We start from the raw sequence: 17,537 nt of genomic DNA on the forward strand, positions 1-17,537 counted from the left end.
TTTGTTTCCTCCTAATTTTTAAGCGTTTCTTTTGTTGATAATAAATAGATAATTGAACCAGCAACACCGAGAGCTGCGATGCCTGTCAGAATCAATAATCCAGCTTTCCAAGAAAAGTTCTCAATTATTTTAGAAATGATTGGTGCTCCGATCACGATTGCTGTGTAATAAAATAAATTGACTAAACTCATAGAATAGCCAATCAAGCGTTCTTTTCCAGCGGCTCGAGGAACTAAAATGGTAATTGAAGAGGAAGCTAACATTGCGGCTGCCGATAGGAAAAAGACTTGTGCTATTATTAATCCACTTATTCCTTCTAAAAATGGTGCGGCTAAACAGGACAACATCATTGTTGTAAAAGCTACCAAAATCACGACACCTGATTTTTTTACTCGATCCAGTAAAAAACCTGCCACAATCCCAAAAGGAATCCCAAACAACCCAAATAATCCTGAGTAAAAGTTAGCTGTTGTTTGAGAAAGGTAGTAATAATCACTAAATAAAACTGGATATAATGCAATATAGGCATATAAAACAAAAGACATACATCCTTGCAAAATTCCTAGTATCCATACCGTCTTGTTCTTTATCACCGCCTTAAACGGTGAGTCCTCCCTTGCTTCTATTGTTGAGATATCCTCTACTGGAGCATCCAAAAATAAGAAATATAGAATCCACATAATCAAGGACAAGCCGCCAATTAAATACCAGCTTGCAAAGTGCCCAAATCTTTCAGACAAGTGTAAAAACAAATTCATTGAAATTAACGATGCCAAAGCTGGAAAGGTCGTAAAAATACCAATCGCTGTTCCAGAATGAGAGCTATCCTTAAACCAATAGCTGATTAAGACCACAGCTGTCATTACAATCGTCGAAAATGAGACCCCTTCAATTATTCGAGTTACTAAAAGTAAAGAAAATGAACCAGCGATTGTCCCTAAAAAATTTCCTACAGCTAACAATCCAATGATCACCAATAACAAATTCTTTGCACCAATTTTAGTAACAAGTGCTCCACCTGGAATCGCTATAAAGATACCTGAAATCGTAAAAACCGAGGTCAACAAAGACATTTGTGTCAACGAAGTATGAAGGTATTGAGACAAAGGAGTAATGACAGGCGCTATCTTCAATTGTGACATTCCAATCAATGTCCCTCCGGCATAAAGCAAGAAAAATTTCATCCATTTATTCACTTGTTTCCTCCTTCCAGTTATGGATTTAAAAGCGCTTTCAAACCTTGTGCTTATTATAGCGAAAAGCTTTTCACGTTGAATATGATAAAAAAAAGTTTATTTCCTCTTTTTTTTCGTTTAAACTACAAATAGTAATATATTTTTTTGATAAAATGATTATTTCAATAAATTAGTGCTGTTTTTACCTAAAAAGGGGGAAGCGATTGTGGATACGATTGATGATACTGACTTAAAGATTTTGAAACTCTTATCAGCAGACAGCCGCATACGTATCAAAGATCTTTCAAAAACTGTGATGATGTCTGAGCCAAGTGTCAAACGACGAATTGAAAAAATGGTCGATATCGGGGTTTTGCGGAATTTTACAATTGAAATTGATTATAGTAAATTAGGTTTCAGTATTCCCTTCTATATAAAAATTAGTGATTTAACGATCCACTTCAATGAATTCATAAAAAGAGCACGGCAGCTCAATCCTGCTTTATCGATCGATTCAGTTACGGGAGAAGAGAACTATATCATGCAAGGACGCGCTCAGACCATTGCTGAAGTGGAAAAATTATTGGCAGCACTGATGTCTTATGGCAAGGTATCAACATCGATTATTTTGGAAGAAACTACTGGTAAAAAATTAATTGATCTTTTATAAAAAAAGTTCTCCCTATTTATGACATAAGCGATTCCGTCATGAATAGGGGGAGCTTTTCGATATTCTGCAATTAGCAAAAAAAGAGACAAAAATAGTCATTAATACGACTCTCTTGTCTCTTTCCATTTTCTATTTTATATTTTTCTTGAAATTCACTGTTTTTACAGCGATCATTAAACTCGTCTCATCTTTAATTGGAATCAAAACAGCATTTAGTTTGCCTGTTTTATCAATCTCTGCGCCGTTAGCTTCAAGTTTGCTGAAGAGTTCATTGGCTACGAGCTGCGGCCAAATTCGTTCACTGAAAAAAACACTCACTTTGAGACCAGTCTCCCATACCGAGATCCAGCCTAGATTTTTCTTTTTGAAAAGTATTTTACTTAACCAGTTGTGCCCATCTTTATAGTAGTTCCAGTCCTCTTGATAGGATTGCTTATGGAGTTCTTCTAAAAGCTGTTGGTAAAGCTTCAGATCCTCTGGGGAAAGATGCTTTGCTAAATTTTCTATAGTTGGAAATTCTGATGAGTCTTTTAAAATGGGTTTCATCTAAAACGCCTCCTTTTTCCTCAGTTTATCAAGTAAAACTTGTAATAAGATGTCAAGTTTTATATTTTTTTCTGAGATTTTCAATATGCCTTGCCATCTTTTGACGAAAAGCCGGAGGTTCAAGAATTTCTAATTGATCACCAAAAGAAAATAAGTAATTAATTGTTGTCACATCATCTGGAAGCGTCACAACAGCAATCAAACGGTCATCTTTATTTTGACGAACATCCTTAAATTCCTCCTGCACGCGATATGCTGCAGCACAATCGAACAGCAGCGTCAATTCAACCTGCTTTTCTGGTATTGTTGGCTTTTCTGAGAAGATTTTTTTTGGTGTTTCTCGGCTGAAGGATTCAGATAAAATCTCGACATCTCGCATGCGGGCCATTTTAAATAATCGATAATCTGCTCTAAGATGGCAAAAAGCATAAAGGTACCAAGCCTTATTACGAAAGACTAGTTTTAAGGGTTCTAATTTACGAGCGGTGAATTGTCCCTTAGTGCTTAGATAATCTATTTGGATAACATTTCTTGAAAAAATCGCCTGTCGTAATTGATCGAATAATTCATTTCGTAATCCAGTCCAATCAGAGAAGTCAATCTCTAACCAATCAAGTGTTTCTTTTTTAAACATGGTGCTGAGTTTTGAAATAAGAGAATTGTCCAACGTTCCATTTGCGAGATTCAAGTTTTGAAGCGCGATCAGAATTTGCTGTTGTTCTTCATCAGAAAATACAGCTTTATTTAGGACATAATTCTCTTGAATAAAGATTCCGCCACCTTTTCCTCGGACTGCATAGACTGGGATGCCGGCAGCACTCAACGCATCAATGTCGCGATAAATCGTTCGAGCGGACACTTCAAATCTTTCTGCCAAATCTGGTGCGGTGACGGAGCCTTTTTCCATTAAAATAAAAAGAATCTGTAACAATCTGCTTTCGATCATTTGCTGCCCTCCCCTTCACAAACTAGCATATCATGAGGCGTTGAACAGGGAAAGTCTGTTTCTTAATAAAACAGATGGATGCAAAGGAGCTGTGACAAAGGTTCTGTCACAGCTCCTATTTCCGAACAAACGGTGTTACAGAAGTGGCTTCTTCTTTTTTATTCTTCCCAATAAAAATTGTCGATCAAACGCGTTTTACCAATGTAAACAGCGATGGGCACTAGTATTGCTGAGTCAATTGTATCAACTTTCTGCAATGTTTCTTGATTGACAATCTCAATGTAATCAATTTTTGCTAAAGGTTCAGATGCAATTTCGGCAGTCATTGCTTGAATCAAAGCTTGAGAATTTCGTACGCCTGCTGCAAGCTGCTCTTGTGCCAGTTTCAACGCGCGACTCAATACTAAAGCTGCTTGGCGCTCTGCTGGATTCAGATAGCTGTTCCGAGAGCTTTTGGCTAGACCATCCGCTTCACGAATGATTGGACAGGCGATGATGTCAACGGGAATATTCAAATCACGAGTCATTTGTTGGACAACAGCAACTTGCTGCGCATCTTTTTGACCAAAGTATACGCGATCGGGTTGAGTGATCTGTATTAATTTTAAAACGACCGTCGTAACTCCACGAAAATGAGCTGGTCGACTTGCGCCTTCTAATACTTCAGTCACACCAAAGGCTTCCACATAGGTGTTAAATCCAGCCGGATACATTTCTTCCACTTCAGGATGAAAGATCAAAGCGACTCCCGCCGCGCTGCATAATGCTTGATCTGCTTGAAGCTTCCGAGGATAGCTGGCTAAATCTTCATTTGGCGAGAATTGAGTGGGGTTGACAAAAATACTGACGATGACATGATCATTGTCTTGTTTGGCCTTTTCCATCAGACTGCGATGGCCTTCGTGGAGTGCACCCATGGTAGGCACAAATCCAATTGATTGTCCCGCCTGTCGCCAGGCCTTCACCTGATTTCTGACTTCTTCAATCGTTTCAACGGTTTTCAATGTTTTATTCCTTTCTCCAATGCTGCGATGATTTCCGGTGCGATACTAAAAGTATGCTCTGCGGCTGGGAATTGCTCCTGCTGAATTTCTGTTTTATAGTGTTGAATGGCAGAATTCATTTCTGCGCCTAAATCGGCATAGCGTTTCACAAATTTTGGTTGCATCTCGCCGTACATACCTAACATATCCTGATAGACCAATACTTGCCCATCTGTCTGATTACCCGCACCAATTCCAATTGTAGGAATTGTCAATTTCTTGGTGATCAGTGCCGCCAAGTCAGCGGGGATTGCTTCTAAAACAATGGCGAACGCACCTGCTTTTTCTACTGCTAAGGCATCCTGCAAGATTTTTTGTGCGGCTTCAATCGTTTTTCCTTGAACCTTAAACCCGCCGAAAGCATGAATCGACTGCGGGGTTAAACCAATGTGTCCCATTACTGGAATTGAGGCGCGAGTGATGGCTTGAATCGTTTCACTAAAGGCTTCACCGCCTTCTAGCTTGACTGCGGCTGCGTGACCTTCTTTGATTAGGCGTCCGGCATTCGCTACGGCATCTGGGATTGATATATGATAAGACATAAACGGCAGATCCGTTACTACCAACGCATTTTGTGCGCCGTTGGCTACTGCACGAGAATGGTGAATCATGTCCTCCATCGTTACGGACAAGGTATCTTCATACCCTAGCATAACCATTCCTAATGAATCTCCCACCAAGAGAGAATTGATACCTGCTTGATCCATCAATTTAGCGGTGGAATAATCATAGGCGGTCAGCATACTAATTTTTTCACCCTGCTCTTTTTGCTTCTGCATCGTTAAGACGGTATTTTTCACTGGTTTAACTCCCTTTCCATTTGTTGATACTCGCGCTCCGGATGCTTCAGAGTCGCGATTTGAATCAATTTCTTAGTCAGCTCGCGATAAATCCCAGTTGCTTCTGGAGGCAAGGCGGCCAAGTGATCAGTGACAGTGGAAAGATCATTTCGTTCAACTGGACCGGTCAAAGCCTCACTGGGACTCATGGCTAGTAGATTTTGTGCATTTTGTAAAAATAGCTGCCGCCAAGCTGTTTGTGCAAATTCTTTGGATAATCCGCAATCTAACAGTAGTTCCTCTGCTGTCGCTGTCAGGCCTACGACTAGATTACTGACAAACACACATGCCGCGTGATAACGAATCTTTTCCTCTGGGGCGATGGTTGCGATTGGATTTCCTAAATTTGTTAAAAGCTGTTGAACTTCGGCTAAATTCTTTGAGCCCTCCAAAGTAAAAGGGACTTCAGCTAATTGACTTGCAGGTATTTCTTTGTCAGCAAAAGCCATCAGCGGATGTAGAGAAAAACAAGCAATCTCTTTCTTTGTTACAAAAACCGCCGAACTTTTTGCACCGCTGCAATGAAAAACGCATTGTCCCTCAGAAATTAGCGGCTCTACTTCTTGCCATACCACAGCGATTTGATCATCCGGTACAGTCAAGAATAGCCAATCACTTGCTTCGATACATTCTGCTAAACGATTAAAGGCCTGACTATTGATTTGACTAGCACTAGCAGTCGCATGCTTAAAGCTGCGGCTGTAAAACCCTGAAATCGTGTACTTTTTACTAGCGAAGTAGCGTGCCATAGTTGTTCCGACTTTTCCAGCTCCGATAAAGCCAATTCGCATCTGCATTTCTCCTTTTTTATTCAAATTAATAGAAAAAGTATAGCACAATCGAAATGAAATTTTTCTTCTTTACATAGGATTCCTTTTTTTGAAACGCAGAAAAAACACCCAAAGAAAAAATTCTTTGAGTGTTTTGCTTCAATTTCCTTACTTCGCCGTCAATGCTGATTCCTTATTTAAAAAGAATGGACGATAGTACGCGGCTGCATTACTCATTGGCAAGACTTCTTCACTTAATACGATGCCGATTTCTTCTATTAAATACTTACGTCGTTCCTGCATCCGTGCCCACATTTCTGGATATTCTCTTTGAATAGCAGCTCGTAATTCTTCATCTGCCAGTACAACACCGCCTTCACAGCTGGCGCCGGAATATCCGGGAACCGAAGGAATGATGTCGAATTGGAGGATCATCCCGCTTTGAAGCTTTTCTTTTGAGGCTGGATAGACAGGTGATGCCAACCATTCTTCATCGGCACAAAGATGTCCCGGATTCAAATGCCAGCCATATTGAGCTTTTGGTAAAACTTCTTCAATCTTATCATATAATACAGCACCCTCGAGGTCTATGGCGATTGTCTCAAGCCAGGTCTTAACGGTATTGAAATAAGGTTTTGCGATACGATCTAGATAATCCTTCTCAGCTTCAGGCAATTCGTCACTTGAGTGAACGGCATATCCGCCGCGGCTTTGCAGGCCGCCTTTATAGCCAGTTGTCATAGAAATCCGATCACCTAGCTGGATTTTCTTAGCTGTCGGATAAAGATTGGCTTTTTCAAAACGAGCCCCAGTTGCCATGATGGATACAACACTAGGTCTTTGTCCAAGGTCATTTAAATAGGCACCAATGTCCATCTCGCTTTTTCCAATTTCCAACTGATCCATCGCACTCAAGATACAGTTTCCAGCGTTCATAGCACCAAATTCATAATGGGCGATTTCATTGGCGTTGTTGGTAGTGCGTAAGCCGTTTTCGCCAATCAATAGGTAGGTCGCATTATTAAAGGCCGCGGTTGGTGCAGCTTGTTTTAGTCCTTCAATTAAAAAATAAGGTAAGTCATATATCAACGCATTGTCTTCATGTTGGCTAGTAAAGTTCTTCCAGCCAATCAGTCCAATTCTGTCTGCTTGTTCAAGCTTTGTTTGCTTCAAAATTTCCGGTACAGTCAACGTCGTTTCCATTGGCTGATTTGGCAATGAAAAATGCGGCATATGAATACCCTTCGCCTTGATGCGAGCAAAGGGTACTTTGTTGAGATTCTCATTTCCTAATACCAGATAGGCTTCCCCGCATTGATGTATGACCAGCAACGCCTCTTCAAAGCGCGGCACAAAACCAGTAAAATATTCAAAATTGCCGCCATGTTCTAAATCGGCGTAGATTACAACTGCATCGTAATTTTCTTTCTGCATTTTTGTTAATAGCTCAGCTTTACGCGTCGCCATCGTTGTATCAGTAAGTTGGACTGGTTGAATATTTTTATCTAATTTTGGAGGACTAATTTTTTCTAATTTGATCACGATTATCTGACTCCTTCGTTTTTTTTAATCATACCATAACAATTAGTTTGAAAATACTCGCTTTTTTTTAAGAAAATCGGTAAACTTATAATTATAAATAATTTTTTTTGAAAGGAGTCAATATGAAACAGTTACTTAACTCCTCTACTTACCGCCGAATTCAATTCGTTGAATTTTTGGATCAGCTACCTTCTTGGTGTGACGTCAAAGAGGCGGCACGCAAAATTGATTGTTCAGCGAAAACATTATTATCAGATATTGATTATATCAATGAATTTTGGGGGGATTACATCTATATTGAATACTCGAAATTTCAAGGAGTGCGCCTGAACAATATAACCTCTAATAAGATGGGGAATGTCTACGGATTGATATATAGTGAATCAAACGAATTTCAATTTGTTGAAAAAATGCTGTATGAATCAAATCAGGATGCGGATTATTGGATCAACGAATTGTTTATGAGTGAGGCTTCCTTTTATCGGATGGTCAACGCTTTAGAGGATTTTTTGAAGCGACGCGGACTTCAGCTCGAACGCTCCCCTTTTCGAATTGTTGGACCTGATGAACGCTGGGTTCGCTTCTTTTATCAGCAATATTTTTCTGAAGCCTATGGTGCCAATCAATGGCCTTTTACCTTGGATCATGAAGAAACCACTTGTTTTATTATGCGCACCTCCACCGATTTTGACGTTTCTCTAGATGATCGAGAGATTCAGGAGGCGGCTTATTTATTTATGGTGACCTTAAATCGAATGCAGCAAGGCTTTTATTTACCTGAGAATGTTTATGCTGAAGAAGATGATACGATTGACAAGGTTTTAGATTTCAGCCGGCCCTTTGCCGAACATTTATTGGCGGATAAGGATTTCACCCTGCCCCAAAAATGGTACAAAGAAGTCAGTCGAACCGTTTTCCATGAATTTTACAATTGGGACAATCCAGAGCAAATTGTTCGGATCAACAGTAAAATTGATACGTTTTTGAAAAACGTGTCAGAGGGAATCGATTTTCCATTGAATCAAGAGGATAAACGGAAAATTATGCAGCAAATGATGTCCTGGTATGTAGAATATAATTTCTATCCTTACCGTCAAATTATGTTGTATGACAAATATAAAAAATTTGCTCGTGAGGTCCAACTAGTCTATCCAATCTTCTCGACACTTGTGAAGATACATCTACAGGATATTGAAAAAAAATCACCTGAATTATGGACGGATATTCGGATAAACAATATCTTTTTCTTGATGATGAAAGAATGGTCACAGTTGCCAATCCATTTAGAAAAACTGAGACGAAAGGTAACTATTCATGTAGTGAGTGACTTGGGACGCAAACATGCAGAAATGCTGCGAGATTTCTTAGTGGCTAATTATAGTAATTGGACCATCGTTGATACGTTTAATGAGCCGGTCATTTCGGTTGGAGCAGACGATTTTGAGGACTTTTCCACCTACGATATCGTTTTAAGTAATAATCCAATTAAAGGATATGAAAATGACAATGTTTTGATTGTTAACAATTTCTTCTCCGCTTCTGACCGAGAAAATCTTTTGAACTTTATTGTTGCCCATCAAAAAAGCGAAGCGCGCAAACATTTGAAAGCCCTCGGCAATATTAAAACGAAAACCGCCAAAGAGCTGTATTTCTCTCAGCAATTGATGAACAAATAAAAAAATCGCCACCTCCTATTGACGAATCTTTAGAGGGTGACGATTTTTTATTTGTTGGCAAAGACGATTAAATTGTAATCATCATTAATACACGTCTGCAAGCTGATGCGCTCTCCGCCACCAGAGCTTGTGATTTGCTCCCAATAATCTGTTCCGTCCTCCGCCATTCCAGAATCATCCACCGTAACGATTTGAGAAACAGTGTATGTCGATACATTATTCGCTCCATCTGAGACACTGATCGTTTCCCCGACGCCTACTGAGAACAGCACATTGAAAATGCCAGGATTATGTCCAATAAAATGTGTATTCGCGCCATCGTCTCCTGACTGAACAGAAGCACCGCCCCAGGTTGCGACTAGATTGGGATTGGCATCAATTATGGCTTGTCCGTTTCCCTGTCCCGCATTCAAATAAGTTATCAATTGCCCAGCAATCTCCAATTGATCCGCCTGCATTGTTGTTGATTGCGGCACTGCCGCGTTTGGTGAGGTGGACTCCGGTGCCGCACTGTTATTAGGCTCAGCTTCATTCACTGTTGGTGAGGGTCGAGTATTTGTTTTTGCTGTCTCAGCTTCTGATTCTGCAGGAAGTGCGTCTGTGTTAGACGTTTCAGATTTGGCCGCAGCTGCTGGATTCACACTACTGCTTTGAGTGGTTATCTGGCTGCTATTCTCATTTGATTCAATTGAGTCTCCACTGTCTTTAGTTGTTGAAGGTGCTGATTTAGTTTCTTCCTGACTGGTAGACTGTTCTACAATTTCTTGATCCCTTGTGGCGGATGAACTATTTTCTGATTCACCCAATACAGATGCTGCGCCGTTTGTTAGAAAAAGTGCAGCGATAATAATAAATTTAAAATAGGTACTCATTTCTGTTTCCTCCTAAGCAAAAAGCTCTCTGCTATTTGCTTACAAATTAACGGAAAAACAGCCCCTATCACTGTAATGGTGCTCGTGAAATAACGAATATTATTATTTATACTCCGAAAAGATCGTGAGGTACTCCCCTTTAAATAGTTGTTTCATAACTTTCTTTTCTGAAAACAAAACTGGTCGAGCATATTTTGCAGAATGACCTAAAAGCTTCCTTCTTGATTTATGAAAAGTCATAATGGGTTAGTTGATAGTCTTTTATAGAAGCAAAAAGCGCTAAACGTTCTTCTTTTGTATAGGTTTTTAAATAATCTTTTAAAAGATTTGAAATCGCTGTATCCCTTGATGTATAAATGATTTGATGAAATTCCTCAAAGCCATTCTTTTTCATTTCATATAAAATTAAAGCCTTTATAAAATTTTTATTTAGCTCTTTTAAAAGATTTTTGTAAAAACCGGATTTTTCTGAAGTGAAATCTAGAAGTTCTTCAAAATCTGCTGGAGCAGAAATATTCTTCGAAATTAGTCGTATTTTTTCCTGCTGGTCAGCTGCAGAGTAGGCTTCTAGCAATTGATTGAAACGACTAGATGTCATGGTGGGAGTCAATTCTAGCTCCTTCTTCTTAGGAGTAATGGTGAGAAAGAAGTCAAATGCCTTCTCAGGCTCTTCTAAGCGTTGACTAATTCCTCTTAATTGTTCAAAAATGCGATAATAATATTCATTCAATTCAAACAATTGATTCAGTTCTTGATGATGGTTTTTTTCTTGAAGCTGATTCAGAGCATATTGTGCTTCGAATGGATTTAGCAGTAAACGGTCATTTTCCTTTTTTCCAATTAACAATTTACCTATAACCTGCCTGAAGACAATCTCAAACAGATTGTTCACATCTTTGCGATAATCAAATCCTAACTTCTCCTGATATGTCTCTAACAGTTCGTAAATTTGATTCTCTGGAATATTTGCAATAAAGACTACTTCCGCTGCTAAATTTTGTAGGTAGCGCTCATAAAAATCAAGACCGACAAAGTTAGCCGGAACAGCTTCAGCAAGTTGGTAGTCAAGAAAGGCTTGATCGACCTCAGCTGCTCCGTAATCAATATCATAATCTGTAAAAAAGCTGCCAATTTCTCGTAAGCTTTCCTCAAGAGATTCAATTCCAAAGCTTTGATAACTTGTAAGGATTTTCTCATAGAGCTGTTGTAATTTCTCTAAGCGTTGCTTCAATTGTTGCTTTCCTTGTTCGAAGCGCTCCGGCAAAGTTCCCTCTCCGCCATTTTTTAGAACAAACTCAAGGGACTGTTGGATTCTTTCTGCTTGATCAATTGGCATAACGCTTGAACCGCTTAACCGTTCCTGCAATTTCTTCATGAAAAATGGATAAAAAGCTGGATCTAAAAGTTCGTTCCTCATTCCTCTTCCTCCAATTCCGGAAAGTCTTCAAATGAACCTTGAAGTGCTTCTATATCTCCTTGATATTTTTGATAGCGGCGTTCGATCTCTTCAAGTATTTCTTGATCTGTTATTGATCCAGAATGGTAGGCCCGCAAATAATAAAAGAGTTCCTGGCAAATAGAGAAATGCTCTAAGTAATCACTTTTGTATGAAAATGGCTCCTTTGCTAAGAAATATGCAACCGTCTGAGAATTCTCCCAACTGAAATCAAGTAAGTGATAATTCTTAAAATGCTGTTTGCGTTCCTCAGCGATTTCCCTAAAATCCGCCACCGATAATTGAAAGCTTTTGTGATTGACTTGAAGCACTTGATTGATGGTTATTCGCGGTTCTTCCTTTTGCTCTGATAGGAATTGGTTAAATAACGAAACATCAAAGTTGGACATTCATTTGTTCACCCCTTTCATAGTCCTAATAACACAGACTAGCAAAAAAGACAATCTTGAAAAAGAGTCGAAAATGTGGTATTATAAAGACAGTTAAGAAGACGGATTTAAGCCTTCCTTAACTTTTTTTGTTTACTTTTCTAGCTATACTCTCTATTTCCATTTGGATAAAATAACTTTACATCAATCACACAAACAGAACCAGCGAGGACAATTTAGTTGCCATTACTGGTTCTGTTTGCTTATTCAAAATCTTAGTATTAAAAATTGCCAAACGACTTTATTTGATCTTTCGTATTCGCTTAAACGTAATTCTTTGAATCTTGATCGGATTTAACGGCGCATCATTATCGTCTGTTTCTTGACTAGCAATCTCGCGTACCACCGACATCCCCTCAATAACCTGTCCAAAGACTGTGTAGCGTCCATCTAGCTCTGGAATTCCTCCCACCGCTTCGTAGTGAGAGCGCACTTTGTGAGGGAGATTCATACGGTATAACTGGTCGTTGTCGATATGATTTCGTTCCACGATATAGAACTGATTCCCGTTGGTATTGGGTCCATGATTCCCCAGACAAACGGCTCCGTCAAAATGATACAGCCCTTCATCCACCTCATCTTCGAAATAACCGCCAAAAATCGATGTTGCTTCGTCTCCAGAACCATCTAATGCTCCGCCTTGGATCACAAAATCCTTGATTACCCGAGCAAAGGGTGTCCCATCATAGAATCCTTGCTTAGCCAGCCCACGCCAATTCTTAACCGCTTTTGGCGCATCCTGCTGAAAGACTCTCATCGTAATGGTTCCTGCATCAGTTTCAATCAGACAAAGCTCTTCATTAGGGCGTGGAGAGGTCAGCTGAAGTAAATATTGATTCGGATAGTTAATGCCGTGATCTTGCTCTACTACTTTTTGAATATACCAATCTAGTTTTTCAACACCAAGTCGCGCTACTTTGATCAGATAAGTATATTCCTTTTTCGGTGTTGCCACACGATAAGAGACTAAACCGCGTAAATTATTGCTGCTGTTTCCTTTTACTTTGTACATACTCAAAAAATGTGCCGTTAAAAAGGTTAATTCTTGCTTCTTCAATGATTTGAATGGTTTTATCGACTTGCCTAATACAAATGAGGCAATCTCCTCCTCATTCCCGTCAGCTAAAATCTGAGTAAAATCCTGCAATCGTTCATTGATCTCTGCTTCATCCCAATGCCGAGGAATCAATTGCTTAGTGACGGTTTCATTAATCAATTTCTTTTTACCGAGAACACTAGCAGCTAAAATAATTTTCCTTTTTTTCATGTCGTGCCTCCAACCCGTTTTCTTAATTGTACCAGAAAAAGATAAAGTCAGTCCTTCTTCCAAAAGTTATCAATGATTAAGTTCTAATCGTATTATCTAAAAAACAGCTTAACATACTGGGATACTAAGCTGTTCATAATTTATAATGATTTTTTGAACTTTCTGATTTTCTTCATCGCCCAATTATAATGACTAGATGTGGCAGAAACGAAATAACTTCCTAGTGTACTGCCACCAACCCACGGAAAGATTCCCTTTGAAAACAACTCTCCATTTGAAAAATCATTGGCAAGCTCCATCACTTGTTTATGGCTTTCTATTAATAGCTCAAGTGCTGTTTCATAGCTGGTTGTTTGGTGTTTTTCCCAAAATTCAAGGTTCATTTCCCCATAAGATTTCCAATTATAGCCTTCCTTTAAGAATTGCTTACTCTCTCCTGCCTGATTCGCTCGCACCCATTTTAACAATAATTGGTGCCACTCATATAGGTGGATCAATACATCACGAAGATTTTTATCACGTTCCCAATGCGCCTGTTTTTCATTTTTTGTATCAAAAGTAAAAGTACGGTTCAATTCTTCCTTTGGAATTGAATCTAGTAGCATAATCATTTTCTCGTACATGTCATTTCCTACCTGAATCAAGTCGTGTTTAGTTGTTGGTCTTGCCATTATAACTTCCTCCCATACCTCTGTCCTTACTATCATTATAGACTAGCACGTAACGTGGGAGTCTATAAGAAGTTCCAAATTTTTTACATTCACTCACTTTACAAAACTGCGACTCGACCGACAAGCAAAAAACTTCCTCAGAATTACCTGAGGAAGTTTTAGTTTTAAATAATTCCCTGATCGATTTGCTTTAGTTTCCGATAATGAGCATTGGATTGTTCTAATTCACGCGGACTTCCCTGCATCGTTAAATGACCGTCTTCGATGAAAATAACTTGATCCATCGCTTCAATACCCTGCAAATGGTGGGTGATCCAAATAATTGTTTTATCCTGCAGCTCATTGAAAAAGGTATTGATTAATGCCCGCTCGGTTACCGGATCGAGACCAACAGTTGGTTCGTCCAATAATATGATCGGAACTTCTTGTAATAAGATGCGCGCCAATGCTAAACGTTGGCGTTCGCCGCCAGAGAAACGTAAACCTGCTTCATCTACCATTGTCAGTAAGCCTTCTGGCAAATTCTCCACTAATTCCTTCAATTCTACTCGAGCTAATACTTGCCAAAGAGCTTCATCTGTTGCTGCCTCATTTCCAATCCGCAGGTTATTCGCGATTGTTGTATGGAAAAGATACGGTGTTTGATGGATAACACCTAGATAATTGCTGATGTCGTCACCAAATTTGTAGGTTTCTTCTCCATTTAGCGTAATTGCCCCTTCAGTCGCTCGCAGATCGCCACGAATCAGATTCGCTAATGTACTCTTGCCGGAACCACTCCGTCCCAAGATTGCGATTTTTTCGCCAGGCCGCAGCGTTAGATCAATTCCTGATAAAACACTTTTCTTACCTTCAGGATAATGATAGTGAACATTGTCAATTTTCAATGTCAAAGCGCCTGAAATTTTTGGAGTTGCTTCATGACGCTTCTGAATCGTAGGCAGATCATTCAAGTTTTTGATTGAATCTTTGTAGCTATTCGTTTCTTGAGCCGCTGCTGGCAATGGCGCAAAGGCATCAATCAACGGAAAAACTGATAATACAAAAGCTGCGATCCAATTGGCCGCTCCTCCATGATTCCCAGGGAATTGACGACTGGTCCACACGAGCAGAGCGATCGTAATCACGCCAAACATCAGCTGTAAAATAAAATTACGCTTACGTTGGAAGCTTTGAAGCTTGCGATTGACCTCTCGCAGTGCCTCTTCGGATTTTTCATGATGGTTCACATAATCCTGTCCTCGTTGACTAAAAATCCAATCCGACACGCCCAACACATTATCGGTCAGATCACTGTATAATTCATTCTTCATCTGCTTCTGCTGTTCTTGACGAGCACCATTGATGATGACTGACCATAGAGGCAGTAAAAATACGACGACCCCTAAAAGAAGCAACATCGCTAAAGCAAAGAAGAAAGAGAAATAGCCGATCCCAATAATTACAAAAATATAGAGCAGCCATGCGATAATCGTTGGAAAAATCGTCCTTAAATACAAATTTTGAATATGGTTGATATCTTCAGAAAGCAGTCCGAGAATGTCTCCAGTGCGATGGTTCTGTTTAAAGAAAATCGCATCCTGCTCTAACGAATCATAAAGCTTTACGCGTAAATTCGAGGTCATCTTCAAGACCCAGTTATGGCTGACTAGCCGTTCCACATACCGAAAGACAGGTCGACCGATTCCAAAAGCTCGTGTTAACACGATAGGAATATAAATCATCAGAATATTTTCCGGCAATGACGCTGCCCGACTAATCAGATAGCCTGAATTGAACATCAAGGCCCCCGCACAGAAAAAAGTGATAAAGCCTAATGTCAAAGCTAGAATCAAAGATTTCTTATATTGCTTGAAAAAGGGCTTGACCCATTCATCGGTTTTTAGGACGTCGAATAATCCGATTTGCTTCATGTCTCTTCACCTCGCAACGCCTGACTTAATTTTGTAAAGGCACCCTTTCTTTTTTGCAGCTCTTTCAAGGTTCCCTGTTCAACGAGTTTTCCGTGATCCATTACCAACAGATAATCCATTTCGGTTAGCCAATGAAGCCGATGTGTCGCGAAAAAGACTAAATGAGTTTCCATCAGCGGCAACATTCGTTCCTTTAATTCGACTTCCGTTTCGATATCCAAATGCGCTGTTGGTTCATCGAATAATACTATCTTTCGTTCTTGATCCAAAAAGGCACGAGCCAACGCGATTCTCTGCGCTTGTCCACCACTCAGTGTGCGTGCTCCCTCGCCTAGTTTCGTATCCAATCCGTCTGGCAGCTCATTCACCAATTCCGTCAAACCAGTCACTTCGATTGCCTTTAAAATCTCTTCATCGTTGGCCTGCGGGTGATAAAAAGCGATATTTTCCCGTACTGATCGCTGGAAGATATATGGATTTTGCGGAATATAAATCAATTGCTCCTGCCACTGAGGCTGGTCAAAAGCGGTTAACGCTTGATCATTAAAACGAATCTGACTAGCATCAGGACGTAAAAAACCGCTCAGCAAGTTGATCAATGTTGATTTTCCAGAGCCGCTCATGCCGATAATTCCAATTTTTTGATAACCCCGTACCTTGAAATCAACTTCTGCACCAAGCTTTTCTGCGTAATTGTACTGCATTTTCACACTCAACTGACTATCAGCTGACCAGGTTGGCAGTTCAAGTTTCGCATCCTGCGTCTCAGGCAGTTCTAAAATCTGATTAACATCGTCCATCGCATTTTTCCCATCCAAAGTTGCGTGATAATCACTAGAAAAATCACGAATGGGCAGAAAATACTCAGGAGCAAGAATCAGCACCGTCAATGCCGGAAATAAGAAAATCCCCTCATTGATTAAACGCAGCCCCAATAAAACAGCTACTACAGCAACAGATAGCGTGGTAAAGAAATCCAGTGCAAACGTCGAAAGAATCGCGATTTTTAGTGTGCTCATCGTCGCTTTGCGAAAACGTTCACTGGTCGTAAAAATACTCTTGCTGTATTGCTTGCTGATGCCAAAGAACTTCAACGTATCAATTCCTCGTAAAGAATCGATAAAGTGGTTCGATAGCACTTGAAAGACCTTGTATTGCTTGTCGGCCTTACTTTGAGCCGCGTAGCCTAAGATGATCATGAAAATAATAATCAGCGGAAACACAAGCAGTAATACCACACCAGATTCCCAATCCAATAGAAAAATTGCTACTAATAAAATCCAAGGGATAATCATCATATTCAGCATTTTTGGTAAAATCAGATGCAAATACTCCTCCACCTGATCAATCCCATCTAGTGCAGTCGTAACCACACTTCCAGTTCCTTGTTTTTGCACCACCTGCGGACCTAAACGAAAGATTTTTCGCAACAATTGACCACGTAAATCTTTAGCCTGCTGATAAGCATATTCTTCTAATACATGCTCCCGCAAATAGGTCATCAAATGACGCAACGCAAAGGATATGAAAAACAACAGCATCCACTGTAGTTGTTTGTTTAATTCTTCCCCGTCCCATAAATGCGTGATTGTCCTAGACAAACCATACGCTTGTCCGATTATAAAGATTGCTTGCAGGATAGCAGATCCTGCAAGCAACATCAGAATTTTTTTGATACCGGGAAGTTGTAATAACTTCTTGTCGATCATGATTGAACTCCTAT

16 protein-coding genes are annotated in these 17,537 nt (G+C 39.8%); 2 read left to right on the top strand and 14 right to left on the bottom strand.

Going from position 1 to position 17,537, the window contains the following annotated elements:
* Positions 1–11: 11 nt before the first annotated feature.
* Complete coding sequence (locus tag AUF14_RS20135; RefSeq protein ID WP_102866576.1) at positions 12–1,196, bottom strand: MFS transporter; 1,185 nt, start codon at positions 1,194–1,196, stop codon at positions 12–14.
* Positions 1,197–1,401: 205 nt separating this feature from the next.
* On the opposite strand from AUF14_RS20135, the gene AUF14_RS20140 reads away from it, so the two are divergent.
* The gene (locus AUF14_RS20140; RefSeq protein WP_102866577.1) at positions 1,402–1,845 is read left to right on the top strand and encodes an Lrp/AsnC family transcriptional regulator; all 444 of its coding nucleotides are present in this window, start codon (positions 1,402–1,404) and stop codon (positions 1,843–1,845) included.
* Between the two features lie 129 nt (positions 1,846–1,974).
* Here the strand turns inward: AUF14_RS20140 and AUF14_RS20145 are convergent, their stop codons facing one another.
* The 6 genes from AUF14_RS20145 to AUF14_RS20170 form a co-directional block, all read right to left on the bottom strand.
* A complete protein-coding gene (locus AUF14_RS20145) occupies positions 1,975–2,391 on the bottom strand; it encodes a DUF3788 family protein (RefSeq protein WP_102866578.1) in 417 nt (138 codons plus the stop codon).
* Positions 2,392–2,443: 52 nt separating this feature from the next.
* Positions 2,444–3,337, bottom strand: a complete 894-nt coding sequence (locus AUF14_RS20150; protein WP_102866579.1) for a helix-turn-helix transcriptional regulator — start codon at positions 3,335–3,337, stop codon at positions 2,444–2,446.
* Between the two features lie 158 nt (positions 3,338–3,495).
* Positions 3,496–4,341: a pantoate--beta-alanine ligase gene (gene panC, locus AUF14_RS20155; RefSeq protein ID WP_102866580.1), complete on the bottom strand. Its 846-nt coding sequence runs from the start codon at positions 4,339–4,341 to the stop codon at positions 3,496–3,498.
* Entirely contained in the window at positions 4,338–5,180 is an 843-nt protein-coding gene (gene panB / locus AUF14_RS20160) for a 3-methyl-2-oxobutanoate hydroxymethyltransferase (RefSeq protein ID WP_102866581.1), read from the bottom strand. The genes panC and panB overlap by 4 nt, the downstream gene beginning before the upstream one ends.
* Positions 5,177–6,010, bottom strand: coding sequence for a Rossmann-like and DUF2520 domain-containing protein (locus tag AUF14_RS20165; RefSeq protein WP_102866582.1), 834 nt, complete (start codon positions 6,008–6,010; stop codon positions 5,177–5,179). Before AUF14_RS20165 ends, panB begins: the two co-directional genes overlap by 4 nt.
* A gap of 147 nt (positions 6,011–6,157) precedes the next feature.
* Positions 6,158–7,531 carry a M24 family metallopeptidase gene (locus AUF14_RS20170; protein ID WP_102866583.1) on the bottom strand — a complete coding sequence of 458 codons (1,374 nt, stop codon included), beginning with the start codon at positions 7,529–7,531 and terminating at the stop codon, positions 6,158–6,160.
* Between the two features lie 122 nt (positions 7,532–7,653).
* On the opposite strand from AUF14_RS20170, the gene AUF14_RS20175 reads away from it, so the two are divergent.
* Positions 7,654–9,207, top strand: a complete 1,554-nt coding sequence (locus AUF14_RS20175; RefSeq protein WP_048718648.1) for a helix-turn-helix domain-containing protein — start codon at positions 7,654–7,656, stop codon at positions 9,205–9,207.
* 47 nt (positions 9,208–9,254) lie between these two features.
* On the opposite strand, the gene AUF14_RS20180 is transcribed toward AUF14_RS20175, so the two are convergent.
* From AUF14_RS20180 to cydD, 7 genes are all read right to left on the bottom strand, one after another.
* A complete protein-coding gene (locus tag AUF14_RS20180; RefSeq protein ID WP_102866584.1) occupies positions 9,255–10,079 on the bottom strand; it encodes a class F sortase in 825 nt (274 codons plus the stop codon).
* 226 nt (positions 10,080–10,305) lie between these two features.
* Entirely contained in the window at positions 10,306–11,496 is a 1,191-nt protein-coding gene (locus tag AUF14_RS20185; RefSeq protein WP_102866585.1) for a DUF6179 domain-containing protein, read from the bottom strand.
* Complete coding sequence (locus tag AUF14_RS20190; RefSeq protein ID WP_102866586.1) at positions 11,493–11,924, bottom strand: DUF6323 family protein; 432 nt, start codon at positions 11,922–11,924, stop codon at positions 11,493–11,495. Before AUF14_RS20190 ends, AUF14_RS20185 begins: the two co-directional genes overlap by 4 nt.
* Positions 11,925–12,204: 280 nt before the next feature.
* On the bottom strand, positions 12,205–13,230 hold the full coding sequence (locus tag AUF14_RS20195) for a peptidylprolyl isomerase (RefSeq protein ID WP_102866587.1): 1,026 nt from the start codon (positions 13,228–13,230) through the stop codon (positions 12,205–12,207).
* Between the two features lie 140 nt (positions 13,231–13,370).
* Positions 13,371–13,901: a ClbS/DfsB family four-helix bundle protein gene (locus tag AUF14_RS20200; protein ID WP_016178368.1), complete on the bottom strand. Its 531-nt coding sequence runs from the start codon at positions 13,899–13,901 to the stop codon at positions 13,371–13,373.
* 164 nt (positions 13,902–14,065) lie between these two features.
* On the bottom strand, positions 14,066–15,814 hold the full coding sequence (cydC, locus tag AUF14_RS20205) for a thiol reductant ABC exporter subunit CydC (protein WP_102866588.1): 1,749 nt from the start codon (positions 15,812–15,814) through the stop codon (positions 14,066–14,068).
* Complete coding sequence (gene cydD / locus AUF14_RS20210) at positions 15,811–17,523, bottom strand: thiol reductant ABC exporter subunit CydD (RefSeq protein WP_102866589.1); 1,713 nt, start codon at positions 17,521–17,523, stop codon at positions 15,811–15,813. The genes cydC and cydD overlap by 4 nt, the downstream gene beginning before the upstream one ends.
* Between the last annotated feature and the right edge of the window lie 14 nt (positions 17,524–17,537).

Source organism: Enterococcus avium, from assembly GCF_002891025.1.
Lineage (GTDB): Bacteria > Bacillota > Bacilli > Lactobacillales > Enterococcaceae > Enterococcus_A > Enterococcus_A avium.

Bases quoted from the DNA above. Each gene is read 5' to 3' on its own strand.
- AUF14_RS20145 (WP_102866578.1), bottom strand. From the start codon at position 2,391: ATGAAACCCATTTTAAAAGACTCATCAGAATTTCCAACTATAGAAAAT.
- AUF14_RS20150 (WP_102866579.1), bottom strand. From the start codon at position 3,337: ATGATCGAAAGCAGATTGTTACAGATTCTTTTTATTTTAATGGAAAAA.
- AUF14_RS20165 (WP_102866582.1), bottom strand. From the start codon at position 6,010: ATGCGAATTGGCTTTATCGGAGCTGGAAAAGTCGGAACAACTATGGCA.
- AUF14_RS20175 (WP_048718648.1), top strand. From the start codon at position 7,654: ATGAAACAGTTACTTAACTCCTCTACTTACCGCCGAATTCAATTCGTT.
- AUF14_RS20180 (WP_102866584.1), bottom strand. From the start codon at position 10,079: ATGAGTACCTATTTTAAATTTATTATTATCGCTGCACTTTTTCTAACA.
- AUF14_RS20185 (WP_102866585.1), bottom strand. From the start codon at position 11,496: ATGAGGAACGAACTTTTAGATCCAGCTTTTTATCCATTTTTCATGAAG.
- AUF14_RS20190 (WP_102866586.1), bottom strand. From the start codon at position 11,924: ATGTCCAACTTTGATGTTTCGTTATTTAACCAATTCCTATCAGAGCAA.
- AUF14_RS20195 (WP_102866587.1), bottom strand. From the start codon at position 13,230: ATGAAAAAAAGGAAAATTATTTTAGCTGCTAGTGTTCTCGGTAAAAAG.
- AUF14_RS20200 (WP_016178368.1), bottom strand. From the start codon at position 13,901: ATGGCAAGACCAACAACTAAACACGACTTGATTCAGGTAGGAAATGAC.
- cydC (WP_102866588.1), bottom strand. From the start codon at position 15,814: ATGAAGCAAATCGGATTATTCGACGTCCTAAAAACCGATGAATGGGTC.
- cydD (WP_102866589.1), bottom strand. From the start codon at position 17,523: ATGATCGACAAGAAGTTATTACAACTTCCCGGTATCAAAAAAATTCTG.